Origin of the sequence: Flavobacterium sp. SLB02 (assembly GCF_009664855.1) — a bacterium.
GTDB lineage: Bacteria > Bacteroidota > Bacteroidia > Flavobacteriales > Flavobacteriaceae > Flavobacterium.
This window is the reverse complement of sequence record NZ_CP045928.1, coordinates 5866518-5891754: the sequence shown is the minus strand read 5'-3', so window position 1 is coordinate 5891754 and position 25237 is coordinate 5866518. Positions and strand designations below refer to the sequence as shown.

At 31.8% G+C, this 25237-nt stretch carries 26 protein-coding genes and 1 tRNA gene; 11 read left to right on the top strand and 16 right to left on the bottom strand.

Features of this window, described 5'->3' with window-relative positions:
• The first annotated feature begins 433 nt into the window (after positions 1 to 433).
• The 3 genes from GIY83_RS22540 to GIY83_RS22530 all read left to right on the top strand — a co-directional run bounded on the left by GIY83_RS22540 (position 434) and on the right by GIY83_RS22530 (position 3593).
• Complete coding sequence (locus tag GIY83_RS22540; protein ID WP_194617107.1) at positions 434 to 1009, top strand: chalcone isomerase family protein; 576 nt, start codon at positions 434 to 436, stop codon at positions 1007 to 1009.
• A gap of 146 nt (positions 1010 to 1155) precedes the next feature.
• Positions 1156 to 2382, top strand: a complete 1227-nt coding sequence (locus GIY83_RS22535; protein WP_194617106.1) for a Glu/Leu/Phe/Val dehydrogenase dimerization domain-containing protein — start codon at positions 1156 to 1158, stop codon at positions 2380 to 2382.
• Positions 2383 to 2690: 308 nt separating this feature from the next.
• Entirely contained in the window at positions 2691 to 3593 is a 903-nt protein-coding gene (locus GIY83_RS22530; RefSeq protein WP_194617105.1) for an energy transducer TonB, read from the top strand.
• Positions 3594 to 3911: 318 nt separating this feature from the next.
• Here the strand turns inward: GIY83_RS22530 and GIY83_RS22525 are convergent, their stop codons facing one another.
• On the bottom strand, positions 3912 to 4307 hold the full coding sequence (locus GIY83_RS22525) for a biopolymer transporter ExbD (RefSeq protein ID WP_026983008.1): 396 nt from the start codon (positions 4305 to 4307) through the stop codon (positions 3912 to 3914).
• 3 nt (positions 4308 to 4310) lie between these two features.
• Positions 4311 to 5006 (bottom strand): MotA/TolQ/ExbB proton channel family protein, encoded by a 696-nt coding sequence (locus tag GIY83_RS22520; RefSeq protein ID WP_121322285.1) that lies wholly within the window; start codon positions 5004 to 5006, stop codon positions 4311 to 4313.
• A 131-nt stretch (positions 5007 to 5137) separates the two neighbouring features.
• On the opposite strand from GIY83_RS22520, the gene GIY83_RS22515 reads away from it, so the two are divergent.
• Positions 5138 to 6364: a folylpolyglutamate synthase/dihydrofolate synthase family protein gene (locus tag GIY83_RS22515; protein WP_194617103.1), complete on the top strand. Its 1227-nt coding sequence runs from the start codon at positions 5138 to 5140 to the stop codon at positions 6362 to 6364.
• Between the two features lie 178 nt (positions 6365 to 6542).
• Positions 6543 to 6620, top strand: a tRNA-Val gene (locus GIY83_RS22510).
• Between the two features lie 357 nt (positions 6621 to 6977).
• On the opposite strand, the gene GIY83_RS22505 is transcribed toward GIY83_RS22510, so the two are convergent.
• The 6 genes from GIY83_RS22505 to GIY83_RS22485 form a co-directional block, all read right to left on the bottom strand.
• Positions 6978 to 7394: a hypothetical protein gene (locus GIY83_RS22505; protein ID WP_229029157.1), complete on the bottom strand. Its 417-nt coding sequence runs from the start codon at positions 7392 to 7394 to the stop codon at positions 6978 to 6980.
• Positions 7395 to 7566: 172 nt separating this feature from the next.
• Complete coding sequence (locus tag GIY83_RS22500; RefSeq protein WP_194617101.1) at positions 7567 to 8142, bottom strand: hypothetical protein; 576 nt, start codon at positions 8140 to 8142, stop codon at positions 7567 to 7569.
• 76 nt (positions 8143 to 8218) lie between these two features.
• The gene (locus GIY83_RS25105; RefSeq protein ID WP_255474197.1) at positions 8219 to 8353 is read right to left on the bottom strand and encodes a hypothetical protein; all 135 of its coding nucleotides are present in this window, start codon (positions 8351 to 8353) and stop codon (positions 8219 to 8221) included.
• Positions 8354 to 8545: 192 nt separating this feature from the next.
• The gene (locus tag GIY83_RS22495) at positions 8546 to 8743 is read right to left on the bottom strand and encodes a hypothetical protein (protein WP_208683562.1); all 198 of its coding nucleotides are present in this window, start codon (positions 8741 to 8743) and stop codon (positions 8546 to 8548) included.
• Positions 8744 to 9260: 517 nt separating this feature from the next.
• Entirely contained in the window at positions 9261 to 10031 is a 771-nt protein-coding gene (locus GIY83_RS22490) for an SDR family oxidoreductase (RefSeq protein ID WP_194617099.1), read from the bottom strand.
• Between the two features lie 32 nt (positions 10032 to 10063).
• Positions 10064 to 10819, bottom strand: a complete 756-nt coding sequence (locus GIY83_RS22485; RefSeq protein ID WP_194617098.1) for an SDR family NAD(P)-dependent oxidoreductase — start codon at positions 10817 to 10819, stop codon at positions 10064 to 10066.
• A 108-nt stretch (positions 10820 to 10927) separates the two neighbouring features.
• Between GIY83_RS22485 and GIY83_RS22480 the strand changes: the two genes are divergently transcribed.
• The 6 genes from GIY83_RS22480 to GIY83_RS22455 all read left to right on the top strand — a co-directional run bounded on the left by GIY83_RS22480 (position 10928) and on the right by GIY83_RS22455 (position 19125).
• On the top strand, positions 10928 to 11281 hold the full coding sequence (locus GIY83_RS22480; RefSeq protein ID WP_208683559.1) for a helix-turn-helix domain-containing protein: 354 nt from the start codon (positions 10928 to 10930) through the stop codon (positions 11279 to 11281).
• A gap of 270 nt (positions 11282 to 11551) precedes the next feature.
• Positions 11552 to 12421 carry a DMT family transporter gene (locus GIY83_RS22475; protein ID WP_194617096.1) on the top strand — a complete coding sequence of 290 codons (870 nt, stop codon included), beginning with the start codon at positions 11552 to 11554 and terminating at the stop codon, positions 12419 to 12421.
• Between the two features lie 246 nt (positions 12422 to 12667).
• The gene (locus GIY83_RS22470; RefSeq protein WP_194617095.1) at positions 12668 to 13387 is read left to right on the top strand and encodes a hypothetical protein; all 720 of its coding nucleotides are present in this window, start codon (positions 12668 to 12670) and stop codon (positions 13385 to 13387) included.
• A gap of 66 nt (positions 13388 to 13453) precedes the next feature.
• Complete coding sequence (locus GIY83_RS22465; RefSeq protein WP_228520482.1) at positions 13454 to 16162, top strand: TonB-dependent receptor; 2709 nt, start codon at positions 13454 to 13456, stop codon at positions 16160 to 16162.
• A 6-nt stretch (positions 16163 to 16168) separates the two neighbouring features.
• Complete coding sequence (locus GIY83_RS22460; protein ID WP_194617093.1) at positions 16169 to 17407, top strand: DUF4249 domain-containing protein; 1239 nt, start codon at positions 16169 to 16171, stop codon at positions 17405 to 17407.
• Positions 17395 to 19125 carry a hypothetical protein gene (locus GIY83_RS22455; protein WP_208683553.1) on the top strand — a complete coding sequence of 577 codons (1731 nt, stop codon included), beginning with the start codon at positions 17395 to 17397 and terminating at the stop codon, positions 19123 to 19125. Before GIY83_RS22460 ends, GIY83_RS22455 begins: the two co-directional genes overlap by 13 nt.
• A gap of 96 nt (positions 19126 to 19221) precedes the next feature.
• Here GIY83_RS22455 and GIY83_RS22450 read toward each other — a convergent pair whose 3' ends face one another.
• The 8 genes from GIY83_RS22450 to GIY83_RS22415 form a co-directional block, all read right to left on the bottom strand.
• Positions 19222 to 19959 carry an SDR family NAD(P)-dependent oxidoreductase gene (locus tag GIY83_RS22450; protein WP_194617091.1) on the bottom strand — a complete coding sequence of 246 codons (738 nt, stop codon included), beginning with the start codon at positions 19957 to 19959 and terminating at the stop codon, positions 19222 to 19224.
• Between the two features lie 78 nt (positions 19960 to 20037).
• Positions 20038 to 20607 (bottom strand): Crp/Fnr family transcriptional regulator, encoded by a 570-nt coding sequence (locus GIY83_RS22445; protein ID WP_194617090.1) that lies wholly within the window; start codon positions 20605 to 20607, stop codon positions 20038 to 20040.
• 68 nt (positions 20608 to 20675) lie between these two features.
• Positions 20676 to 20999 (bottom strand): MazG-like protein, encoded by a 324-nt coding sequence (locus GIY83_RS22440; RefSeq protein ID WP_194617089.1) that lies wholly within the window; start codon positions 20997 to 20999, stop codon positions 20676 to 20678.
• A gap of 3 nt (positions 21000 to 21002) precedes the next feature.
• Positions 21003 to 21917: an AraC family transcriptional regulator gene (locus tag GIY83_RS22435; RefSeq protein ID WP_194617088.1), complete on the bottom strand. Its 915-nt coding sequence runs from the start codon at positions 21915 to 21917 to the stop codon at positions 21003 to 21005.
• Positions 21918 to 21954: 37 nt separating this feature from the next.
• Entirely contained in the window at positions 21955 to 22266 is a 312-nt protein-coding gene (locus tag GIY83_RS22430; RefSeq protein WP_194617087.1) for a hypothetical protein, read from the bottom strand.
• A gap of 13 nt (positions 22267 to 22279) precedes the next feature.
• Positions 22280 to 23086: an SDR family oxidoreductase gene (locus GIY83_RS22425; protein ID WP_194617086.1), complete on the bottom strand. Its 807-nt coding sequence runs from the start codon at positions 23084 to 23086 to the stop codon at positions 22280 to 22282.
• Between the two features lie 226 nt (positions 23087 to 23312).
• Positions 23313 to 24086 (bottom strand): acyl-ACP--UDP-N-acetylglucosamine O-acyltransferase, encoded by a 774-nt coding sequence (gene lpxA, locus GIY83_RS22420; RefSeq protein ID WP_194617085.1) that lies wholly within the window; start codon positions 24084 to 24086, stop codon positions 23313 to 23315.
• A 64-nt stretch (positions 24087 to 24150) separates the two neighbouring features.
• Positions 24151 to 24714 carry a Crp/Fnr family transcriptional regulator gene (locus GIY83_RS22415; RefSeq protein WP_194617084.1) on the bottom strand — a complete coding sequence of 188 codons (564 nt, stop codon included), beginning with the start codon at positions 24712 to 24714 and terminating at the stop codon, positions 24151 to 24153.
• Positions 24715 to 25237 lie beyond the last annotated feature (523 nt).

The window sequence follows — 25237 nt, the reverse complement described above, 5'->3', positions numbered from 1 at the left end:
CTGATGGTTATTTTTGTTTTTTGAATTGTTTTATTTCCTTAAAAAAGGCTTTCAAAGATAATTTTTAAATGTGGAATTAACAATGCGTGCATATAAATTTAATAGATTTGCAACAATTACGATATCGTTTTCGTAATAATTATGAAATTTAGCAATACAGACGCTAAGTTTGCAACGTTTTCTGTAAAATTGAAGAATATAATTACAGCTAAAAATAAGGTAACATATGGATCTTTGGCTCATTTACCAGAGCAAAAAGATTAAACAAGTCATAAAACACGTAAATCTACGTAAAACAAGTCTTACTAATTTGATTATTAATTAAATACGATAAAAAAAACTTGACTACCCCAAGAAAAAAACTCCCGAATAAACGACGTTTAATTGATAAATTAACATTATTTTTGCCTAAAAATTATAAAATTGACAGAACATGAAAAAGATTTTACTACTCCTTACTCTCCTTTTAAGCATACAATTTTCTACCGTTTCTGCCCAAACTCAACTAGAAGTAAATGGCGTTACGGTTCCTAGAAAAATTGAATTTCAAAACAAATCTTTACAGCTTAACGGAGCCGGAGGAAGATCTAAAATGTGGCTCGAAGTTTATGTTCAGGCATTGTATTTATCTCAATTAAGTCAGGATCCCCAATTTATTATTGACAGTGATACTGAGATGGCAATTCGAATTGAGATTACATCGTCTATGGTTTCTTCAAACAAATTAACCAAAGCAATGAATACCGGTTTCGAAAAATCGGCAGGAAGTAATCTTGAAGAATTGCGACCAAGAATAGAAGATTTTAAAAAATTGCTAAGTGATCCTATTAAAGAAAAAGATGTTTTTGTTTTAGGTTACAATCCTCTTGATCAAACTATAAATGTTTATAAAAATGAAGTTTTGAAAGGAAAGGTTCCCGGATTCGATTTCAAAAAAGCATTGTTCGGAATCTGGCTTTCTAATAAACCAGTAGACGAAACACTAAAAAAACATTTACTGGGAATATAAAAATTCTACTAAATTTTACAGAATATGAAAGCCGAAAACGCATTGTTTTCGGCTTTCTTTTTTTTGTTTGTTAAAATTGCAACAGAATACATTATTCGCATTATTCTATTTTATACTTTTACGCAAACTAAACATATCTCAACAAAATGAAAGATTTATTACAGCAATTTGAAAATAAAGAGCCTGAAATTGTTTTTAACTGGAAAGATTCTGAAACTGAAGCTGAAGGTTGGACTGTTATTAATTCACTTCGCGGAGGAGCTGCAGGTGGAGGAACAAGAATGAGAAAAGGCTTAGATATGAATGAAGTTTTATCATTGGCCAAAACAATGGAAGTGAAATTTTCGGTTTCGGGACCTGCTATTGGAGGAGCCAAATCAGGAATCAATTTTGACCCGAATGATCCTCGTAAAAAAGGGGTGTTACAACGTTGGTACAAAGCGGTTTCTCCTTTATTAAAAAGTTATTACGGAACTGGTGGAGATTTGAATGTAGATGAAATTCACGAAGTAATCCCAATGACAGAAGAATGTGGTGTATGGCATCCGCAGGAAGGTGTTTTTAACGGACATTTTAAACCAACCGAAGCAGATAAAATTAATAGAATTGGTCAATTACGTCAGGGTGTAATTAAGGTTATCGAAAACCCTAAATTCTCTCCGGATGTAACCAGAAAATATACTGTTGCCGATATGATTACAGGTTATGGCGTTGCCGAAGCGGTTCGTCATTTCTACGCGACATACGGCGGAGACATAAAAGGTAAAAAAGCAATCGTACAAGGTTTTGGAAATGTTGGTTCTGCAGCTGCTTTTTACCTTGCTGAAATGGGTGCAAAAGTTATCGGGATTATTGACCGTGATGGTGGATTGATCAAAGAGGAAGGTTTTTCTTTTGAAGAAATAAGAACTTTATTCCTGAATAAAGACGGAAACAAATTAGTTGCCGACAATATGATTCCGTTTGAAGAAATCAACTCTAAAATATGGACCATTGGTGCTGAAATTTTCACGCCTTGCGCTGCATCAAGATTGGTACAACAAACCCAAATTGACAGCCTGATCGCAAACGGACTAGAAGTAATCTCTTGTGGTGCAAATGTTCCTTTTGCTGACAAGGAAATTTTCTTTGGTTCAATCATGGAAGAAGTAGATCATAAAGTAAGTTTGATTCCTGATTTTATTTCGAACTGCGGAATGGCAAGAGTTTTTGCTTATTTTATGGAGAAGAAAGTTCAAATGACAGATGAGGCTATTTTTAATGATACTTCTGAAATTATAAAAAATGCGATTGTAAAAGCTCATGCTTTAAATCCATCAAAAACAAATATTAGTGCAACGGCTTTCGAAATTGCATTGAAACAATTAGTATAATTTTCTTTATACTTTTATTTTAAAACGAGCTAAATTATTTTGCTCGTTTTTTTTATGCCATAGATTATTAAGATTAAAAAGATTTTCAAGCTGTGTAATAAAGTTTTCTTGCAGATTTGGCAGATTGAGCAGATTTTTTCTTTTGAAGAATCAATAAATAGTATATTTTCAAAAATTGACCTGCTAAATCTTCCAAATCTGCGAGAGAAAACAACTCATTACAAAATAGCTGCAGCTCTTTGATTTTAAACAATTTTTACTACTTTTAAACGTTTTTATTATATACTATTACAAAACTCAGAATCAAAATGACTTTTACGGATTCTTCAGATAAAAAGAAATCGCTATTAATATCTACAGCTATTTATGCTGTTTTGTTGCTGCTTTTATTTTTCATTCGTTTTTGGCCTCCTTATAATCCGGAGAACAATGCAGCACTTGCTTCAGGCGGTGGCGGTGGCGGCGTGACGGTTAATTTTGGAGATAGTGATTTAGGATCAGGAGCGAATTATAAGAGTGAAGTTTTAAACATAAAAAACAACGTTAAACAAGCTCCTGCAAAAGCAACTCCAGACGAAGCGATCATAACACAGGAGAATACAAAAGACGATGTGAATGATGTAATAATTCCGGCAAAGGAAAAACCTAAAAAAGCTACTCCAGTTGTAAAACCGCAAGCGAAACCTGTTCCTGAAAAACCAAAAGTTTCTAATTCTACAAACGATGCTTTATCAAGTATTTTAAAAGGATCGAACAAAGGTGGCGATGGCGACGATAAAGCAGCAGGAAATAAAGGAAAAGCTAACGGAAGCTTAGGTTCTAACGGATATTATGGCGCCGGAGGTTCCGGTGGCGGAACTGGCGGTGGAAACGGCACAGGAAATGGAGTTGGTACAGGAAGCGGTTACGGAGCCGGAAGCGGCGGTGGTTCTGGCGGTGGCTCAGGATACTCGTTAGGAACTCGAAAAGCATTATCGAAACCGGCACCAAAATATACCTGCAATGAAGAAGGAAGGGTTGTCGTTGAAATTACAGTCGATCAAAACGGAAAAACGATTAGTGCAACTCCGGGAATAAAAGGTACTACAAATACAGCAAGATGTTTACTTGATCAGGCGAAGATTGCTGCCATGAATACAAAATGGGAACCAGATTCTGATGCGGCTGCCAAACAAGTGGGTAAGATTATTTATAATTTTAGTTTGGATTAAGAAACATGAATTGCACTGATTTACACTAATTGCTGGATTTCGAATATATAAAAAAGGCTTTCTGAATATTTCAGAAAGCCTTTTTTATTCGCTTTTATGTAATCTCGACGCAGGAGAAATCCTTACAATCACATACTCTACTACTTCTTCTTTAATCTTTTTTCTATTCTCTTTCTTCTATTCTCTTTTCTTCCGCGTAAGGGATAGAAGCTGGCTACCGAAGTAGCGCTGATAGCCCGAACGCAATAAAAAAATGGGCAAATCAACGTGATGCTGATTGGCCCATTTTTTTATTGTGGTCACGCCCAAATGATCATTTTACTTGGGACTTGTAGCAATTACAAACTTCAAATTGTTCTTTACTCCTATTTGCAGTACGTCGACTAAATCCTGTACTTGCAGATTAAACGGAATTCTAACTACAACGGTTTGCTCCTTGTCTGCTCCTATTTTTGACATCAGACTCGTTTCGAGATTTTCAAAATCTACGGGTTCTTTGTCGATGTAGAACTTTTTATCTTCGGTAACTGATAAACTGATCAGTTGCTTATTTGTTTTTTCATTTGATTTCGCTTTAGGCAAAGTCATTTTTATAACATTAGGGTTTGCAAGTGTTGAGATAATAAGGAAAAACAACAGCAGGAAAAACATAATATCACTTAATGATGAAGTCGCCACTTCGGCATGAAATCTTCTTTTTCTCTTAATAGACATACCTTATGCTCTTTGAATTATATTTACAAATTCTAATATTTGTTTTTGGATTTTTAAAGCAAAATCATCAATTTTTCCGTTTAGTAAATGGTAAGCACTATAGGCAATAATACCTACGATTAATCCTGAACCTGAACTGATCATTTTTTCGTATAATCCTCCGGAAATGTTTCCGATACTAATGTTTTCTGTTACTGAGATGCTGTAGAAGATTTTGATAACTCCGGAAATGGTCCCGATAAATCCTAAAGTTGGTGCGATACCGGCGATAAGTCCCAGATGCCCCAAACGTCTTTCCATTTCTCCAATTTCGATATCGGCAGCACGGTCCATGTTTGATTCTATTTCTGCAATTGGTCTTCCGATCACGAGAACTCCTTCTTTTAGAATATTTCCTGCAGCGGTATTGCTTCTTTCTACAATTGTTCTTGCCAATTCTATATTACCGGCATTTAGTTTATCTCCTACATCCTGCATTAATCGTGCATCAATTTTAGAGGCTTTACTTATATATAGATAACGTTCTATAATAACGTAAAAGGTGTAGAATAATAATAGGGCAATCGGGATTAGGAAAAAACCTCCTTTTAAGATAAATCCTAAAACTGAGATTTCGGTATTTGGTGCAATTTTTTCGATAACTACGTTTGATGCGGCGTTTGCAATGGTGTCTGTTTGTAATTGAATAAAACTAAACATATATTAATTCTGGTTTTTAATAATTAATTCTAAAAAATATTTGAAATTTGCAATAAAGATAATTTTCGCTGTAATATAAAACTAAAAAAAACGAAAATTATTTCAATCGACAACTATTTTATCCAAAATACATGAACTATCAGGAAACTACGAATTGGATGTTTAATCAACTCCCGATGTATCAACTTCAGGGCGCCTCTGCATATAAGGAGGATTTGACCAATATTAAACTATTGGCAACGCATCTTGATAACCCTCAAAACAGGTTAAAATGCATTCATGTTGCAGGAACAAACGGCAAGGGATCGACTTCGCATATGCTGGCTTCGGTTTTACAGGAAGCGGGATATAAAGTGGGTTTGTATACTTCACCTCACTTAAAGGATTTCAGGGAGAGAATTAAAATAAATGGTGAAGAAATTTCGGAAGATTTTGTTTGTGAATTTGTCGCCAAACACAAGGATTTTTTTGAAGCGAATGATATGAGTTTTTTCGAAATGTCGGTTGGTTTGGCTTTTGATTATTTTGCTTCTGAGAAAACAGATATTGCAATTATCGAAGTGGGTCTTGGCGGAAGATTAGACGCTACTAATATTATCACGCCTTTGGTTTCGGTTATTACGAACATCGATTTAGATCATACTCAATTTTTAGGCAATACTCCGTCAGCAATTGCTGGTGAAAAGGCCGGAATTATTAAACCTAATGTTCCTGTTGTTATTGGTGAATATACGAATGAAACTCAGCCTGTATTTTTGGCTAAAGCCGAAGAAAACAAAGCGACTATATATTTTGCTGCTGATTTAATTGCTGAAGTTTTCCCTTCGGATTTAATTGGGGATTACCAATTTCATAATAAGAAAACGGTTCAGGAAACTATTGCTGTTTTGAATTCTCAAAATGAATTTAAGGTTTCTGATGAAAGTCTGAAATCTGGTTTATTGAAGGTGGTAAAAAATACGGGCTTACAAGGAAGATGGCAGCAATTGGGCGAAAATCCGAAAATCATTTGCGACACGGCACATAACAAACATGGTTTGGCGGTTGTGATGAATCAGATTCAAAAAGAAACTTTTGATCGTTTACATATTGTTTTGGGAGTTGTAAACGACAAAGATCTGGATGCTATTTTGCCTCTTTTTCCTAAAAATGGGCACTACTATTTCTGCAGGCCTGATTCGTCGAGAGGTTTAGACACTGAAATCCTGAAAGAAGCGGCTAAAAAACATGATTTATTAGGAGAGAAATACGATTCTGTAGCCGAAGCTTTCACTGCTGCGAAGCAAAACGCCACAGAAAATGATTTTATCTATGTTGGCGGAAGCACTTTTGTTGTTGCCGAATTGCCATTAAACTAACGGAATTTTAAATTGTCTGAAAAAGACTAAAAAAACTTCTTTTATAATAAATTCAATTACAACGAGATAGAAAAAACTTTAAAAAAACTTTAAATTTTTAGCGGGTTTTGTTTGCAGAACTGAAAAAGTGCCTTATATTTGCACTCGCAATCACAAACGATAGCAACCTAGTAAAATAGGGCGATTAGCTCAGCTGGTTCAGAGCACCTCGTTTACACCGAGGGGGTCGGGGGTTCGAACCCCTCATCGCCCACCAATTTTAAGCAACCTCTAAAGTCTTTTGATTTTAGAGGTTTTTTTATGGTTCGAAAAAACTTCACTTTTCTGCGTCCATCTGTGATCCCTTAATTTTGGGATCAAACGCAAAGTTTGGGGATTAGGCAAAAAGATTAGATAATCTGAATAAGAAGAAATCTAGAAATATACTAAATTTAGTAAAAACACAAAATTCTCAAAGCTTTGTACACTTAGTGTATAAACACAACTTAAATCCGTGAACTCTGCGAATCCCGATAACTATCGGAAATGCGCCCTGTGCGGTAAAAAATAATTAGTGAGTATATTTTTTCTATGTTTTTCTACAACATTTAACGTTGATACGAAATTCGCTTTGTTATTTTTTCTCTTTTACCTGAATAATTTCACTTTTTATGGAATCATTCGGTTTTAGTGTATCCTTTTCTTTATTGATGATTTCATTATCACTAATTGTATCATTATCGATTACTGCTGGCTCTCCATCTATTACTGCTTTTCCCATACAGCTTGATAAAGAAAAAAGAAGACTCAAGGAAAACAAGACTAATTTCTTAATTGGTTTAATCCTAATTCTGCTCACTCTATTTCTCAAGTTATCATATTTGAAACTATTGTCATTCTTAATTTGATCAAACTTAAAATGGCCACAAATACTTTCTTTTCCTGAGTTTTCAATCAAATAATTTTTAATTTCAGTATTCTCCATTTTCGTAAAATCAATTACTGTTTTACTACAAGAATTACAAAATCTGCCCTCTTTATTTGGTATCATTGAATTCCAATTTTGACTGCAGGGTTTTGGGATAATAATTTTATTTTCCATTTGATTAAAGAATTATTAATTGTTGTTTAAAGCTTGTTAGCTTCTTCACGCAAGACAAATATAATGCCGCAATAAATGAACTCTTAAAATTGAGAAAAAATATAGTTGCAGTTCTTATTAATCAATTACTCAATTTCACTTTTATTATTTTAAAATTTCCGTTTTCATCTTCTTCCCATTTATCTTGGCCAATTAAATAATATTTTCCTTTTTCTTTAATTATCCGATTTTCAAAATCCTTGTCTTCTGATATGAATGCATTAGTTTTTGCGATCATATGCCAGATTCTATTTTTAAATGACCAGATTGAAATATTATTCCACCAACCTTCATTTGTCCTTGAAAAAACTATTATTTCGTTTGCCTTGTCATTATTAACATCTTCAGTTTTCACTACAAAGATCCCTAAACTTTGAGCAAAACTTATTTTAGGAATATTATCTTTAAATTCAATATCTATATCACAACTATTTCTTCCGCATTCAATTTCACTTGTTATTACATTCCATTTATAATTTACAAATGCCGTATCATTAATTTTATCATTATCAAGATCCCCCACAAAAAATTTTCTGTTATATATTTCTATTTTATCCGTAATAGGTTTTTCTATTTTCGTTTTTTTCGAAATACTTTTTTCTGTTTTAGTTTCGCAACTATAAATAACCAAAAGCAAAATTAAAAATCTAATTTTCATAATTACATTTCCTCTATTATACTAAACGTCGATTAACTCATTTACATCAGCAATAAAAAATCTTAATCTCTTCAACTTATAAACGTTCAATGCTTTTTATGGTAATCCCAACAAAGCAATCATCCATACAGCCTTTTTCGACATATCCGCATTGCGATATTAGTCCATCATTTTTTGCTTCAAAATAATTCGTTACATTTTTTCGTTTCACTAGCCATTCATCTTTCGCTTTTGCGTAGATTTCGTCTAATGTTAAAGCAGCGGCAGCACCTGAATTTTGATGACTATTTATTTCGCTTTCATTCTCTGTCCTCTCTAATTGTTCTGCCGGAATATTGGCTGTATTACCAATATATTTAAAATTTCTGGATATGATTTTTCCATTAGATACTGTTATTGTAGTTTACCAGCTGTACGTTGCAAATACAGAACCTCCCACAACAACATATTTATATGAATTTTTCGAAGATTCTTTAAAATTAAACCACGTAGCCTGACTGCTTTGAAAATCGTTTTTATAACTCAAACTTTCATCTGAAGAACAGGAAATTATTAAGGTACTAATAAATAATAATGTCATGCAGTAAATTTTGTTTTTCATAATTTATGTTTTTAATGTTATACTGTATTTTTTACTATTCTAAGCTACAACACAAATACAACTTTTTAGTTGCTTGCGCATTGGAATACTTTTAAGCAAATATTGTTGCAAATTATTCTTCAAAAACTAAACCCATCTGCATTAGGCGGCTTATCGTTTTATCTTCTAATAAATCTTTCGATAGACTTGAATGCTCAATATTCATCACATCAGGAAATTGAATAGTTCTCAATTTATTGTTTTTTAAAGCAATATCTCCTAGTTTTTTGTTTTTGGAAAAGTTTAAGCTTTTCAATAAATAATATTATTAAAAAAATGTCAAAAGTTTCAGTTTTTTAAACACTTTAACGAATATAACATTTTACTACAATTAATAAGCTATTCCTAATTGGTTTACAAATCAAAACCCTCCAAAGTCATTTGATTTCGGAGGGTTTAGGTTGAAATTTGATATTTAATATTGTAGCCCTACATTAAGATCAATTCGTTAGATTAATCATTTATAGTTGTATGATAATTATTTCATCAGGCTAATATTTGTCAAACCGCCATCAGATAAGATTTCGGTGCCTACTATAAAAGCTGAATCATCAGATGCCAGGAATACAGCGGCTTTTCCAATATCAGAAGGAAGTCCTTGTCTGCCTACAGGTGTGATATCGATCCACATTTGTTTTACTTGCTCTACATGTTCCTCTGGCACGATTTTTCCAAAAACAGGTGTATCAATAGAACCAGGTGAAAGTGCATTGACGCGTATTTTTCTTGATAACAAATCCAAAGACAAACCTTTAGCCAATGATATAATAGCTGCTTTTGCTGCTGAGTAAATAGCCATACCTGGTGCTGCACGATGAGCCGCACTTGATCCGATCAATATAATGGATGCACCATCATTCAAATACGGCAGTGATTTTTGCACCGTGAAATAGGCACTTTTCAGATTCAAATTCATATAGCTGTCATAACTTTCTTCTGTAGCATTCTCTATGGTTCCCATTTCTACACCATCTATAGCACCTCCCGCATTTACTACTAATACATCAATTTCACCAAATTTATCAAAGGTCTTTTTGAATGTATTTTCCAAGTCATTACTATTCGTAACATCGCCTGGAATGCTAATAAAATCTGAACCCAGAATCGCTACAGCATCGTTTAATGTTTTCTCATTTCTTCCTGTAATAGTACCAACGGCACCTTCTTTTTTGAATGCTTCTGCTATGCCAAATCCAATCCCACTATTACCGCCTGTAACTACTGTTACTTTATTTTTTAATTTGCTCATTTTGTTTCTTTTTAATTTTTTAATCGATGAAATTAAAGACCGTAAATACCCCCTGAAACAGAAATTTTTTCACCTGTAATCCAACCTGCATCTTCAGAAGCAAGAAATACCGCTACTTTGGCAATATCTTCAGGTTGTCCGGTACGACCAAGCGGCGTAGTGGCAACAAATTTTGTTTCGGCATCACTACCAATAAAACCTGCGCTACGTGAACCTTCTGTTTCTACAATCCCAGGCAAAATAGAATTGATGCGGATGTTTCTTCCGCTAAATTCCTTAGATAATGAAATTGTAATGGCATCCAGAGCTGCTTTAGTTGCTGAATATACAGATCCTGTTGGAAGAGGCGTATTACTTGCTCCCGAACTAACATTGATAATATTCCCACCTTTTTCACCAAATGATTTTAAAGCAGCCTGAATAGAAAGCAATGATCCTAAAACGTTAATATTAAACTGCGAGTGGAAAGATTGGGCTGAAAACTCTTCAATTGGTGCATATTGATAAATACCCGCATTGTTTACCAAAATATCCAAAGTACCGAAAGCTTTTTTTGTTTCCTCAAAAATTCTTGTTACGTCTGATTCTTTTGAGACATCACCTTGCACTGCAATTGCATCTCCGCCATTATCTGTAATCTCTTTTACTACTTTATCCGCATCTTCTTTACTTGATGCATAATTTACTACCACTTTTGCACCTTCGGCTGCAAAATATTTAGCAATAGAAGCGCCGATTCCTTTTGAAGCACCTGTAATTACTGCTACTTTGTTTTTTAATTTATTCATTTTTAATGTTTTTTATAATGTTACTGATGCAAATTTATAGCAGTTTAATTTATTTTAGTAACTTTGTAACTAAAAGTAACAGTAACCTTGAAGTAACAAAGTAACCTTATGGAATGCACAGTACCCGAAAAAGAGCAACACAAAAAAGAGATGATGGCTGTCCAGGACTCAATGGATGTTTTGAGTGGAAAATGGAAAATTGCTATTATTTCTTCTATCTGCTATTATAACAAAAGAAGATTTTCTGATATATTGAATGATGTTGTTGGCATTTCGAATAAAATGCTAAGCAAGGAATTAAAAGAATTGGAAGTAAATAAACTGATTAAAAGATCTGTTTTAGAAACGCAACCTATCACTGTTCAATATACACTAACAGATCACGGAAAAACACTGCAGACAATTATTAATAATTTGACAGATTGGGGCATAGAGCATCGAAAAAAAATTATTGGTGATTAATTTCTTTTTACTTCCAATATAAAATTTCTCCTCTTAACGTCTATTATTATATAAAAAAAACGTCGTCAAATTTAGAGTATCACTCAAATTTTCATACATTTGAAAAAATAAAAACAATGAATAGAAAAGGTTGTCTTCCTCCGCCAAGAGTTTAATTTCTTTCTAAAATGAGATGAAGTTACAAGTTGATAGCATATCAACTGTTTCTGTGTATTTCATATTTAACTAGTAATTAATTAAATCTTGTTCGGTTTCGAGCAGACACTTTTCATGAAAAATTCATATCTAAAGTTACACTTAGCTGTACTACTTTCGGGTTTTACCGGTATTTTCGGTAAACTCATTTCTCTTAATGAAGGACTTTTAGTTTGGTATAGAACCTTCTTTTCTGCCATTATTTTATTTTTTCTTATCCAATTGACCAAAACATTGGTTCAAATCAATATTCGGGAAAAATTAAATATTGCTAAAATCGGTTTTTTTATAGCCATTCATTGGGCATTTTTTTATGCCAGTATAAAATATTCAAGTATTTCTATTGGAGTAGTTTGTTATTGCCTTACCAGCTTTTTTACGGCGATTTTCGAACCCTTGATCAATAAAAACAAACTCGTTTTTTCTCAATTAATCTTTAGTGTCATCACATTATTTGGCATCAGTCTGATTTTCCATTTTGATAGTTCTTATCATACCGGAATTTTATTAGGCTGCGTTTCATCTGCATTTGCCGCTTTGTACACCATTTACAATGAGCGTTTGGTAAAAACCTACGACAGTAAAGTCATCAATTATTATCAAATGATTGGCGGAACAATTTGTTTAGGAATTTTAATGCCTTTTTATTTGATCTTTTTTCCTGTTGAAAGTTTAATCCCTAACGGAAGCGACTTTTTTTATCTGATATTGCTGTCATTATTTTGTACCGTTGGCCTCTATGTTTTGTTTGCCGAGGCATTAAAAAAAATACCTGCCTTTACAACCAATCTTACCTTTAACCTAGAACCTATTTATGCGATAATTTTAGCATTTGTATTTTTTAATGAAGGCAAGGAAATGAGCAAATCATTTTACCTTGGATTATTTTTCGTGATGACTTCTGTCATTCTTCAAACCATTATTTCCTTAAGAAGGAAGAAATAAAAACGAAACCTCCAGAGTCATTGACTTTGGAGGTTTTTAAAATTTAAAGACTTTTCTATTTTTTCACCAAGGGCTAACCTCTGTTTATTCTTATTTTTCACTTTTGTTAAAATTGTAAACATTACACGTTTGCTTTTTAATATTATTTAACGAAATTTAAAATATTTATAGGTTTTTTCTAATATTTTTTAATATTTTTGAAAACCAAAACCAAAAACGAAACCAAAACCTTTAATATTTAATCTTTTGAAAAAACTTCAAAAAGAACTTCTTTATATATTTCTATTTGGATTATTCCTAAACACTCCAAAAATTTTCAGCCAAAATAATAATGAAGTTTTAACTTACAATTGGTTCGACAAAAATTTAGGTAAAGAATCTCTGAATTACAATAATGGGACCGGACATTTAAATTTTGACAGAACAATAAATGATTCGCATCGTTATTATAATACTACCGAATTCAAAAATGGCAGTATTATTTATGAAGGTCAAAGCTACTTTAATTTAGACTTAAAATATGATCTTTTTAATGATCAGCTAATAGCTAGACCTTACATTGAATCACCAAACATACAAATCAATCTTATTAAAGAAAAAGTTGATTCTTTTAAAATTGACAATGAAAATTTCATCAATATAAAGCAAACATCTACCAACTTTAAATCTGGTTATTATGAAGAAATTATAGTTGGAAATAATGATGTTTTATACATAAAATATAATAAGGAGAAAAAAGATGTCATAAAAGACTATTCTGTTTTCGTCGATTATAAATCTCATAATGACTATTTACTATTAAAAGATAATAAACTTACCTTAATTAATGATAAAAAAGAAATCATAAAATTATATCCTGATCAAAAAAGAAAAATAAATGATTTCTTTCTTATGAATAAGGATTTAAGAAAGACCAATCAGGTTTTATTTATGAAAAATCTAATAAAATACATTAACAATTTTTAATTTCTAGAAAATAATTAAATGAGAATTTTTACTATTATTTTACTTTTTTTTGGTTTAAATCAGTTAATGTATTCACAAGACTCAAAACCAACTATTAATATTAATTACAGCAACATTAATCAAATCGAAGTTTTAAAAAAAATTGAGGCTTCGACAAATTACAAATTTTACTTTCAAGAAGAGTGGTTTGATAATACTGTTTTAATTTCTGGCAACTTCCAAAATAAAACAATAGACGAAATATTGTTTAAAATATTCAAGGACACAGATCTTAATTTTTTTGTGGATAAAAATAAAATCATCTTTACTAAAAACAGTGTTATTTATAATAAATACCCTGTAAAAGGCGCGGCTGATTCCAGAAACATACAAACTCCTGTATTCTTTCAGCAATATGACTCAATTGGTAAAAATGAGCCAAATGCAAAAGATAATCACATTGCATTAATTGGTAAAGAGCAAGTAGAAGAAACTGAAGTAGATTTTTATACTTTATCTGGTATTATAACAGACCTAAAGGATAATAAACCTCTTGCTGATGTAACGGTAAAAGTAAAAAACACAAAAATCATTGCGACAACTGATGCTGCAGGTTTTTATAGTTTAAAACTTCCTACTGGTATAAATACTATTGAAGTTGAATCGTTAATCTATAAAAATACTTCGAGAAAAATAATGATTTACAGCAATGGAACTTTAGATTTTTCTATTATCGAAAAAATAAACCAGCTGAATGAAGTTGTAGTAAAAGGCAAAAACAGCCAAAATATTAGAACAGCAATTACTGGAGTTACAACATTAGAAGCAGAAGGTTTAAAAAACATTCCGCTTGTTCTTGGTGAACGTGACATTTTAAAAGTCGCTCTAACAATTCCAGGAATAAAAACAGCAGGAGAAGGCTCATCAGGATTTAGTGTTCGTGGAGGAAAAGAAGATCAAAATCTACTTCTTTTAGACAATGCAACTCTTTATAATCCTACTCACCTATTTGGATTCTTTTCATCTATTAATCCTTATACTATAAATAAAGTAGACATCTATAAAGGTGGTATTCCATCTGAATTTGGAGGAAGACTATCGTCTGTATTTGACATTACTTCTAAAAATGGAAATGTAGACAAAATCTCTGGAGAAGGTGGAATTGGACCTGTAACGAGTAATTTAACCGCTTCAATTCCTGTTGTAAAAGGAAAAGCAAGTTTATTGGTTGGAGGAAGAGCAACTTATTCTGACTGGATTCTTAAATCTTTAGATGATGAAAATCTTAAAAACAGCCAGGCTTCTTTTTATGATCTATTTGCAAAATACAATCATAAAATAAATCAAAACAATTCAGTTGAGGGAACTGCCTATTATAGTAGAGATGCTTATAATATAACACCTGATTCTTTATATAAATACAGTAACAGACTTATTTCTTTGAAATGGAAGCATAATTTCAGTGAAAAAACGAACACCGAATTTAATGTAAGTAACAGTGAATATAACTTTAGTATTAATTACAATTCAACCAATCCGGAATCTTTTCTTTTTAAATATAAGATAAACGAAACTCAGGCTAGTATAAAATTTAACACTTCATACAACGCAAAACATAAATTTACTTATGGAATTCAAACTAAACTTTACAAGGTTAATCCTGGAGAAATGACACCAAACGGATCGTTTTCTTTGATAACCCCAATAAAAGTTGATGACGAAAAAGGATTAGAATCTGCAGCATATTTCTCAGATAAATTTCAAATTACCGAGAAATTATTACTTGATGTTGGCGCAAGATATTCATTGTATGCTGCTTTAGGAAGATCAACTCAAAAAATATATCAGGAAAACGTACCTTTAACTCCATCTACAGTTATTGAAGAGAGAACTTATGGCAATAATGAAGTCATAAATACTTCAGGAGGTTTTGAGCCCAGAATTGGATTACGTTATATTTTTGATCCTTCATTTTTTATTAAAGCAGGTTTCGATAAAAACTTTCAATATATCCACCTATTGTCAAACAACTCTACTCAAGCTCCAACAGATACCTGGAAATTATCTGATTTAAACGTAAAACCAGAAAGTGGAATACAGTACTCATTAGGTCTCTTTAAAAAATTAGAAAACCATGATATCGAATTAAGTTTAGAAGGATATTATAAAACATCTAAAAACATATTAGATTATAAGGTTGGTGCAAATATTATATTAAACCAGGATTTAGAAACCGAATTACTTCAAGGAGACGGAAAATCTTATGGAGTAGAATTTTTACTAAAGAAGCCAAACGGCAAGCTTAATGGATGGATTGGCTACACATATTCAAGATCTTTAATAAAACTGAACAGTCAGTTTTATGATGAAAAAGTAAATAACGGAGAATTTTTTCCTTCAAATTTTGATAAACCCCACGATGTTAGCATTGTGATGAATTATAAATTTACTCATAGATATAGTTTTTCATCTAATTTTGTATATCAAACCGGAAGACCAGTAACTTACCCTATTGGTAAATACGATTACAATGGGATAGAATACACATTATATAGTGACCGAAACAAATACAGAATACCTGATTACTATAGACTGGACATTGGCTTAAACATTGAAGGGAATCATAAAATAAAAAAATTAGCACATAGTTTTTGGAATATTTCAATTTATAATGTGTTAGGAAGAAACAATCCATACTCTGTCTTTTTTGTAACAGAGGACGGAAAAGTTAAAGCCTACAAAACGTCAATTTTTGCAGTTCCAATACCAACTATTACTTATAATTTTAAATTTTAAAGAGTTATGAAAAAAATCTTCTACTATAGATTTCTTATAACGATACTGCTTGCATCAGTTTTTGGATGCACAACTCCGTATAACTATCAGGCCAATGGCTTTGAAGATGTTATTGTTATTGAAGCAACCATCACGAATGAATACAAGTTTCAGGAAATAAAAATATCAAGAACATATACTCTTGAAGAAAGTACTCCTAAATTTGAAACTGAAGCTGTTGTATATGTGACTGATGACGCAAACAACAGATATGAATTTGAAGAAGGTGACAGCTCATATATTTCTGCAACACAATTTCAGGCAAGTCCGGAAAGACAATATCAATTGCATGTTCTAACCAAAAATGGAAAATCATATGTTTCCACTACTGAAAAATTAACTACGCAAACGCCACTTGAAAGTGTTGAGGCCAAAGCAGTAACCAAAAATAATATTTTGGGCGTAGAAATAACTGTAAATAGTACCGATCCAACAAATACATCTAAATACTACAGATACGAATACGAAGAAACATCTAAAATTATTGCTCCGAAATGGTTTCCACAGAAAGCTGTTGCCAACATGTTTCCTGCAGGATCTAAACCTAAAGGTGAAATCATTTTTGTGGAAAGAACCACAGAAGCCAGAGTTTGTTTCTCAAGTCAAAAATCAAACACTATACTTTTAACAAGTACGAATAATTTATCTTCAGACAAGGTGGTAAATTTCCCTGTAAGATTTATTAGCAGTACAGATAATTATATTAGAAACAGATACAGTATTCTTGTAAAACAGTATGTTCAAAGCCTTGCTTCGTATACGTACTACGAAACATTAAAAAGTATATCAAGTTCCGGAAGCTTACTCTCACAAACGCAACCGGGGTTTTTCGCAGGAAATATTAAATCTGTTGATAATCCACGAGAAAAGGTCATTGGATTTTTTGATGTAAGTTCATATTCAGAAAAAAGACTGTTTTTTAATTTTATAGATATTTTTCCTAAAGAAAAAATTCCGGAATATCAGTATCACTGCCCTGATGAAAGTCAAATTGTTAAAGAAGCACCTGACCTTTACTTTTATAACTATTGCTTTAATGAAGATCCTGCTTTTCTTTGTAGAGGCAATGAAATTCTTGATTTCATTAGTACAAACAGCAAAATCTACTACCCAAGCAAACCAACAATCTACATATTGTATCCTGTTGCATGCGGAGATTGCACATCTTTTTCATCAAATATAAAACCATTATTTTGGATAGATTAAAACATATATTAGTCCTAGTATTATTATTGAGCTGCAAGCAAATAATCTTTGCTCAAAATAATAATTCTTCAATTGAACTGAATGAAGTTGATACAAATCTTAACGAAACTGTTTATATAAGTACCAATAGTAACTCATTTTTAACTGGAGAAACTTTATTATATAACATTTCCTGCCTAAATAAAACAACAAATTTACCAACTAAGTATAGCAAAGTTGCGTATTTTAAACTTATTGACAGCAATAAAAAAACCATTACAACACAAAAGATATTTCTTAAAAACGGAACTGGAAATGGTGATTTTTTTATTCCTACCACTTTAGAAACTGGTACTTATAAAATAATAGGATATACTAACTGGATCTTAAATAAAAATATTGAAAATTATTTTATCACTGATATTTATATAGTAAATCCTTATAAAGAAATTAGCGCACAAACAACAAATCAAAGTCAAGTATTAATTTCAGAACCAGCAACTAACAGCAATATTTCATTTAATTTTAATAATAAGATATTAGCGAATCGTCAGAAAGTTGAATTAAGCGTTAAAACTTCTAATGACGATTTTTTAAAAGGAAATTATACAATATCTGTAAGAAAATCAGATGGTTTTTCTGTTCAGAAAGCGTTATTTAACGATTATAAGTTAATAAATCAAAACAAAAATCCTAACAATATTATTTCTTCTGATTTTATTCTTCCGGAATTAAGAGGAGAAATTATTAAGGGAAGAATAAAATCTAATTTAGGTGAAATAAATAACCAAAAAGTAGCTTTATCGATTGTTGGAAAAAATTATGATTTAAAAATAGCTAAAACAGATGAACAAGGGCGATTTACTTTTAATTTAGAAAAAGCAAATACAAACCCCAATATCGTAATTCAATTACTTGGAGACAATAAAGAAAATTATAGTATCGAAATTGACGAACCTAAGGAAACGGACTTTTCTTCGCTAGTATTTCCTGCTCTTCAATTAAATTCAGAATCAAATAAAAACATTACTGAAAGATTAATTTCAAGTCAGATAGAAAATGCATATTATAATACAAAAAAGGATAGCATAATTAATAATGATAAATTTGTTCCATTTTTTGGCACTTCAACTATCGAATATAAATTTGATGATTTTACCAGATTTCCAACAATGGAAGAAACCGTTACCGAAATTATAACTAGTGTAGTTTTTAGAAAAGAGAAAGATAATTATAGTTTACTGGTTTACGATCATAATCAAACTTTCAACTCAACATTACCTCCATTAGTCGTTGTTGACGGATTGATACTTGAAAATTTGAATGATTTTTTTACATACAATCCTAAAAATCTCTATAGCGTAAATGTTGTAAAAGGTCTTTACTACTATGAAGCAAAGTCATTTAACGGATTACTTTTCTTTACAACAAAGAAAGGTGATTATGAAACAAAACTTAGTGGAAGCTACATAATAAAGCCTCAGCTTTTAAGACCAGTAGATACAAAAAGATATTTCCAACCTGATTATACTCAAGATAAAAACACAAGAATTCCTGACTATAGACATCAACTTTTATGGCTGCCAAATGCTGATTTAAGTGCAATTAACTCAAATATTCAATTTTACACATCGGATGTTTCCGGTAAATTTGAAGTAGTATTAGAAGGTTTTTCGGCAACAGGAAAGCCTGTTTATATAAAAGAAATTATTGATGTAAAAAGTATAGATTCAAACTAAAAAACAGTAAGACTGATAAATTTTTCATCTAAAGTGTATTTTATTAGAGAACAGATTTAAACTCCATTTGAATCTGTACTCTAATTTTGAAATATTTTACCACGGGCTTATTCCGGTTTCATCTTCTATATCATTACTAAAAAATTGTCCTGTAGGCGCATTTTCATCTGTAAAAGTATGTTTGATAATAAAAGCCGCAGCACTTTCTACTGAACCCGGACCACTATGATGATTAAAATCTGTAGCCGTATAACCCGGATCAATTGCATTTACTTTAAAAGGGAATTCTCTCAACTCATACGCCAATGCAATAGTATAGGCGTTCAAAGCTGCTTTTGATGTAACATAACTTGCTGCTTTAAAATTATAATATTTCCACGCTGGATCGCTATGCAAGGTCAGAGATCCTAGTCCCGAGGTAATATTACTTATTCTTGGACTTTCCGATTTTTTAAGAAATTCCAAAAATGCTTGAGTAACACTGATAACACCAAAAAAATTAGTATCAAATACATTTTGAATGTCTTTAATCGATGTATCTAAAGCACTTTGCGGAAACTCCCCGCTGATTCCTGCGTTGTTGATCAGAATATCCAATTTTCCTTGCTCACTTTCGACAATGTTTTTCGCCGCTAAAATGGTGTCCGGTTTCGTAACATCAATTTCAATGGGTTTGATATTTTCAAATCCGCTTTCGCTTAATTCTTTTACTACCGCCTGCCCTTTTTCAAGATCACGGGTTCCTAAATAAACAAATAATCCTTTTTTAGAAAACTCTTTTACCAGTTCTAAACCAATGCTTCTATTTGCTCCTGTAATTAATACTGAATTCATTTTTTTCTTGTTTTAAATTATTGAAGCAAAGGTCATTCCTTTAAAAATAAAATCATTTGCCATTTGACAAAAAGCAATTTAACTTATATTTTTTCTTATTCTGCTTAATGAGGATTGAGTAACACCTAAATAGGAAGCAACATAAGATAACGGAACACGATTGACAACATTGGGATAGATTTCTAAAAATTTTAAATAACGTGTAGTCGCATCTTCTGAAATTTGCGGACTTCTTCTTTCTACTTTCTGCATTAACGCTCTCGAAATAACTTTATGCACTATTGCGTCCCATCTCACGATAGTATTAGAAAGTTCTTTCCAGTCTTTTTTAGAAAAAACCACAATGGTAGTATCTGTAATTGCCTGTACATACGCTGTCGAAGCAATTTCATTTTCAAAACTTTCCAAATCCACTACAAGATTATTTTCATCAATAAAGTACTTCGTAATTTCTTCTCCCTTATTATTATAATAACAAACCCTAACAATACCATTTAAAACAAAACCTACTTGCTGTGCAACTTTTCCAGCTTCAGAAAAATATTCCTCTTTTTTTAATTCTAATGCTGTAGCTTTATTTAAAACCAAGTCGATTTGTTGGGAATTTAAATTCCCAAATTGCAATATATATTCTATAAACTGTTCCATAGTTGCAAGTTAGTCAAAGTTATTAGGGAAGAATTTGTCATTTGGCAAAAAAAATAAAATCCTAAATATTATTTCTCAAATAAATTTTCGGTTTTACTTAAAAACTCTTCTGTTGCTTCTTCTATATTTATATTCATCCTTTCGGCTAAAATGGCCAACCACCAGATAGATTCTCCTATTTTATGTTTAAGTTCTTTCTCTGTATTTTCTTTTGGCCATCTGCCTTGTTGCGACATTACATGGCGTCCTACCAAGCCGGCATCTGTTAAAAAAGCCAATGCATCTTCTTCTACAGTCCATTCACTTCCATGATGATTCAGTTCCAGTTCGTGATAACGTTGTCTTATTTTTAAAGAACGTTCTTTTAATTGTTCAAAATTTATCGATGCCATAGTTTAATTTTTGTTGAATGATTCTTTGAATGCGACAGGACTTAAGCTGGTCTTCTTTTTAAATAATTTATTGAACGATTGCGGATGTTCGAATCCTAATTTATATCCAATTTCTGCAACTGAATAAGTCCCGTTTGCAATATATTCTTTTGCTTTTTCAATTAATTTATCATGAATAAACTGTTGTGTATTTTGACCACAAAGATTGCGTAACAAATCGCTCAGATATCTTGGTGAAAGATTCAATTGCTCCGCCAAAAACTGTACGGTCAGCACGCCCTTTATCAATGTTTTCTCCTGATCAAAATAATCATTTATTTCATTTTCTAATTTAGCCAATACATCATGATTCACTGCTTTGCGCGTAATAAACTGCCTATTGTAAAAACGATTACTATAATTAAGCAAAAGCTCTATCTGAGATAGGATAACATCCTGACTAAAATTATCTATACGTTCCTTAAGCTCATTTTGTATAGAAGCAAAAACTCCTAAGATTGTTTGCTTTTCCCGCTCTGATAAATACAAAGCTTCAGATGCCGAATAATTAAAAAAGCCATATTTTTTAATAGTATTATTTAAAGCATACGGACGAATAAAATCGGGATGAATATGCAATGACATTCCACTATAATCCGCTTCTTCATCCTGCATTCTCAAGATTTGTCCTGGAGAAACAAAAGACATTCCTCCTTCTTCAAAATCATAAAAACCCTGACCATATCGTAATTTTCCTGAGAAGTTAGTTTTAAAAGAAATTTTATAAAAATCCAAAATAATTCCCTGTTCAAAATCCTTAGGATCAAAAATGGCTTCTCCGTAATTCAGAATACTAATAAGCGGATGCATTGGCTTAGGCTGCCCCATAGCAACATGCAGTTCAGATATTGTATGGAATATTTTAGGCTGATTTTTCATTGTTGCTGTTTTTATTACTGCTCTACTTTTAAGGTTTTTACTTTCCCAAATTTACAAAATGTTCTACAGGCGTAATATTCCAACTCACAGTGTTTTGATCAATTAAGTCATGCACAATAGAATCGCTGAGTTCGGTCATTAATTTGTGCATAGCATTTGTACCGTCTTCAGCATTTCTCCATACAAGCAGGTCGTGTACAATACCTTTTTTTAATTCAAAAATACTTCTCGACACAAATCCTTTTTGTCGCTTTAAAAATGCATCAACCACTTTATTGGCCACGATGAATTGATCGATAGTACAGTTATTTAATCTAAAGGTAGTTAGTTCTATAGCCTGATTTTTCATTTTCATTTAAAATTTAAAAAGTAAACATTGTTTTAATATTCTGAACCTGAGTTTCACTTCCCAATTTTAGTCGTTCATCATACAATTGATTTGCATCATTACCTGCAACATATCGCAATTGATTTTTATTATCTGTAGCCGATTGATAGACAATTTCAGCAATGTCTTCTACCTTAGTATAATTGCTTATTTTTTCGGGACTGTAACCTTTACTTACTTCGGCTGTTAATTTTTCATAAGCATCATGTTGTCCTGTCTCCATAGATCGAACAGCAAAATCAGTCTGCATTCCGCCTGGCGCAATAACTTTAACTTGAATCCCAAACTGAGCCAGTTCGTAAGCCATACTTTCGGAAAAACCATCGATAGCAAATTTTGTAGCGCTGTAAACAGAACACATTGGAAATCCTATCAATCCAAAAGTAGAAGTAATATTGATAAACATACCGCTCCTTCTTTCACGAAAGTGAGAAGTAAAAGCTTTAGAAACTCTTATAACACCCAATAAATTTGTTGTTATCTGACGTTGAATTTGTTCATCATCTAAAGATTCCAATACCCCTATTAAACCATATCCTGCATTATTCATCACAACATCTACAGAATATAAATGGTTCACTTTTTCAATAACCGAAATTATCTGATCCTGATTGCTTACATCCAAAGGAAGTAGAATTACATCTTTGAGTTTATTTAATTCCGTTTCATTTTCAGGATTGCGCATTGTCCCAATTACGCGCCAACCCTTACTCTGAAATAATTTTGCTGTTGATTTTCCTAAACCAGATGAAGCTCCTGTAATAAAAATTGTCTTTTGCATTTTTTTTATTGTTTTAAAATTATAAAGCAAAAGTCTGAAGAAGTGTTATCTGAGATGTAGTCATTTTGATCCTTCTATTAGCCAAAATGACAAAAGAATATGAATGGTATTTTATATCTGAATAAAAAAACAAATAAATACGTATAATAAAATCAATTGAAGTTTATAAAGTAAAATAATTCCACAAGATCTCGTAAAAGCTTCATTTAATATTAATGAAGCTTTTTTATTCAACTGTTCCTTTTATAATTCCTCTGGTTGACTGTCTAATAAAAGTTAAAATGATATCACGTTCTATACTCTGTTTAAAATTTTGTTCTATCAGATGTAAAGCATTAGTTGTATTGCGTTTCTCCAGAAAAATAATACGATAAATATCTTTTAACTCATTAATCTTTTCATTTTCAAAGCTTCTTCTTTTCAATCCAACTATATTTAAACCACAATAAGACAAAGGCTCCCGTGATGCTAAAACATAAGGAGGAACATCTTTTACAATACGGCTCATTCCGCTAATCATAGAATGTTGCCCAATAATTGAGAACTGATGTATTGCTGTCAAGCCACTTATATTACCCCAATCACCAACGATAACTTCTCCGGCCATTCCAACATTAAATCCAATAACACAATTATTACCAATACAACAATCGTGACCAATGTGCGTATTCGCCATAATTAAATTGTCGCAACCAATAATAGTTTTACCTTTTGATGCCGTTCCTTTGTTGATCGTTACAAATTCTCTAATAATCGTATTGTTCCCAATCTGAAGTAAAGTATATTCTCCTTTGTATTTCAAGTCTTGCGGATTTCCACCTAAAACAGCTCCCGCATGTATTTCACAATTTTCCCCAATCCTTGTACCATTCAAAATGTTCACATTATTACCAATCCAGGTATTATCTCCAATTACGACATCATTTTCGATAGTTGTAAAATTTCCAATGTGTACATTCTTTCCAATTATAGCCTTTTGCCCAATCACAATATTCTTCAATTTATTTTATTTTGTATAGAATACAAATGTTGCAAAGAAATAAATCTTATTTATTGATCTAAAGTCAATTAATTTGAGTTCTGATTCTGCTCAGAGTCTCCGGACTTACCCCAATTAAAGAGGCAATATCCTTCAACTTAGCTTTTAAAATAATTTGAGGTAATGTGTTTAGCAAATACAAATACTTTTCCTGAGCATTCATCGATGCATAGAAATGATGAAACTCATTTAATTTAGACAGATAAAAACGTAACAGCTTAATATGGAACTTAGAAAATAAAGGATATTCCAATAAAATTTGTTCATCGTCATAGGACAAAGAATATAAAATAGTCTCTTCAGAAGCCTGAAAATTTTCGAACGAAGGTTTCTGTTCAAAAAAACTACTCAACGACGTAATAAATTGATTATCGGTATAAATCCATTTTGTAACTTCTACACCATCTTCCAGGTAAAACCTACGAACCAAACCCGATTTGATAAAATAAATTTTAGAACATATTTTGTCCTCAGTAATTATAAATTCGCCCTTTTGAAATTTTTCTTCGATAAAATACTTTCTTACCGCTTGCTCCGTTTCCGAATCCAGTTCTTGAAAGCTATCTATTACATCTAATAATTCCGTCATGATTTAAACTATTGCTAAAACAAATTTACCAATATAATTGAATAATGAATTTTAAAATACATCACAACAGGTTTCACAACCCCGAAATTACAAAACAAAAGATTTAAGGCATTATTTTCTCTTTACTACAATCGAAGTAGCAAAAATTATTATACAAGCTAAAAAAATAAAATAAAGCACCTTTACACATGATCAAAGTTTATCTGTGCATATTGAAAAATAATAATTTGGGCATCTACGCCGCCGCGGACCGGGCTATCCGCTAAATCTTTTGCAAAAGAGGTTTTGGCCAGGCTTCGCCAGAAATGTAGTGTGACGCAAAAGGATACCGCTCCCATCCCTAACGCGGTCTCGTATAAATAAGAGATTGATTTTTTAAAAGAAATTCCCAATTCTAACGATTAAAAAATTATTAGTTTCACTGAGATCCCAATGTAAATCGCCACAAAGCTTTGCGAACTTCATAATTCAAAAGAAGAATAAAAACTTTTGCTACCGATAGCTATCGGGATTGCGGTTAAAT

Excerpts from the sequence above, each read along its gene's own strand:
- GIY83_RS22540 (WP_194617107.1), top strand. The coding sequence starts at position 434 with ATGAAAAAGATTTTACTACTCCTTACTCTCCTTTTAAGCATACAATTT.
- GIY83_RS22535 (WP_194617106.1), top strand. The coding sequence starts at position 1,156 with ATGAAAGATTTATTACAGCAATTTGAAAATAAAGAGCCTGAAATTGTT.
- GIY83_RS22530 (WP_194617105.1), top strand. The coding sequence starts at position 2,691 with ATGACTTTTACGGATTCTTCAGATAAAAAGAAATCGCTATTAATATCT.
- GIY83_RS22525 (WP_026983008.1), bottom strand. The coding sequence starts at position 4,307 with ATGTCTATTAAGAGAAAAAGAAGATTTCATGCCGAAGTGGCGACTTCA.
- GIY83_RS22520 (WP_121322285.1), bottom strand. The coding sequence starts at position 5,006 with ATGTTTAGTTTTATTCAATTACAAACAGACACCATTGCAAACGCCGCA.
- GIY83_RS22515 (WP_194617103.1), top strand. The coding sequence starts at position 5,138 with ATGAACTATCAGGAAACTACGAATTGGATGTTTAATCAACTCCCGATG.
- GIY83_RS22505 (WP_229029157.1), bottom strand. The coding sequence starts at position 7,394 with ATGATACCAAATAAAGAGGGCAGATTTTGTAATTCTTGTAGTAAAACA.
- GIY83_RS22500 (WP_194617101.1), bottom strand. The coding sequence starts at position 8,142 with ATGAAAATTAGATTTTTAATTTTGCTTTTGGTTATTTATAGTTGCGAA.
- GIY83_RS22495 (WP_208683562.1), bottom strand. The coding sequence starts at position 8,743 with ATGAAAAACAAAATTTACTGCATGACATTATTATTTATTAGTACCTTA.
- GIY83_RS22490 (WP_194617099.1), bottom strand. The coding sequence starts at position 10,031 with ATGAGCAAATTAAAAAATAAAGTAACAGTAGTTACAGGCGGTAATAGT.
- GIY83_RS22485 (WP_194617098.1), bottom strand. The coding sequence starts at position 10,819 with ATGAATAAATTAAAAAACAAAGTAGCAGTAATTACAGGTGCTTCAAAA.
- GIY83_RS22480 (WP_208683559.1), top strand. The coding sequence starts at position 10,928 with ATGGAATGCACAGTACCCGAAAAAGAGCAACACAAAAAAGAGATGATG.
- GIY83_RS22475 (WP_194617096.1), top strand. The coding sequence starts at position 11,552 with ATGAAAAATTCATATCTAAAGTTACACTTAGCTGTACTACTTTCGGGT.
- GIY83_RS22465 (WP_228520482.1), top strand. The coding sequence starts at position 13,454 with ATGTATTCACAAGACTCAAAACCAACTATTAATATTAATTACAGCAAC.
- GIY83_RS22460 (WP_194617093.1), top strand. The coding sequence starts at position 16,169 with ATGAAAAAAATCTTCTACTATAGATTTCTTATAACGATACTGCTTGCA.
- GIY83_RS22450 (WP_194617091.1), bottom strand. The coding sequence starts at position 19,959 with ATGAATTCAGTATTAATTACAGGAGCAAATAGAAGCATTGGTTTAGAA.
- GIY83_RS22445 (WP_194617090.1), bottom strand. The coding sequence starts at position 20,607 with ATGGAACAGTTTATAGAATATATATTGCAATTTGGGAATTTAAATTCC.
- GIY83_RS22440 (WP_194617089.1), bottom strand. The coding sequence starts at position 20,999 with ATGGCATCGATAAATTTTGAACAATTAAAAGAACGTTCTTTAAAAATA.
- GIY83_RS22435 (WP_194617088.1), bottom strand. The coding sequence starts at position 21,917 with ATGAAAAATCAGCCTAAAATATTCCATACAATATCTGAACTGCATGTT.
- GIY83_RS22430 (WP_194617087.1), bottom strand. The coding sequence starts at position 22,266 with ATGAAAAATCAGGCTATAGAACTAACTACCTTTAGATTAAATAACTGT.
- GIY83_RS22425 (WP_194617086.1), bottom strand. The coding sequence starts at position 23,086 with ATGCAAAAGACAATTTTTATTACAGGAGCTTCATCTGGTTTAGGAAAA.
- GIY83_RS22415 (WP_194617084.1), bottom strand. The coding sequence starts at position 24,714 with ATGACGGAATTATTAGATGTAATAGATAGCTTTCAAGAACTGGATTCG.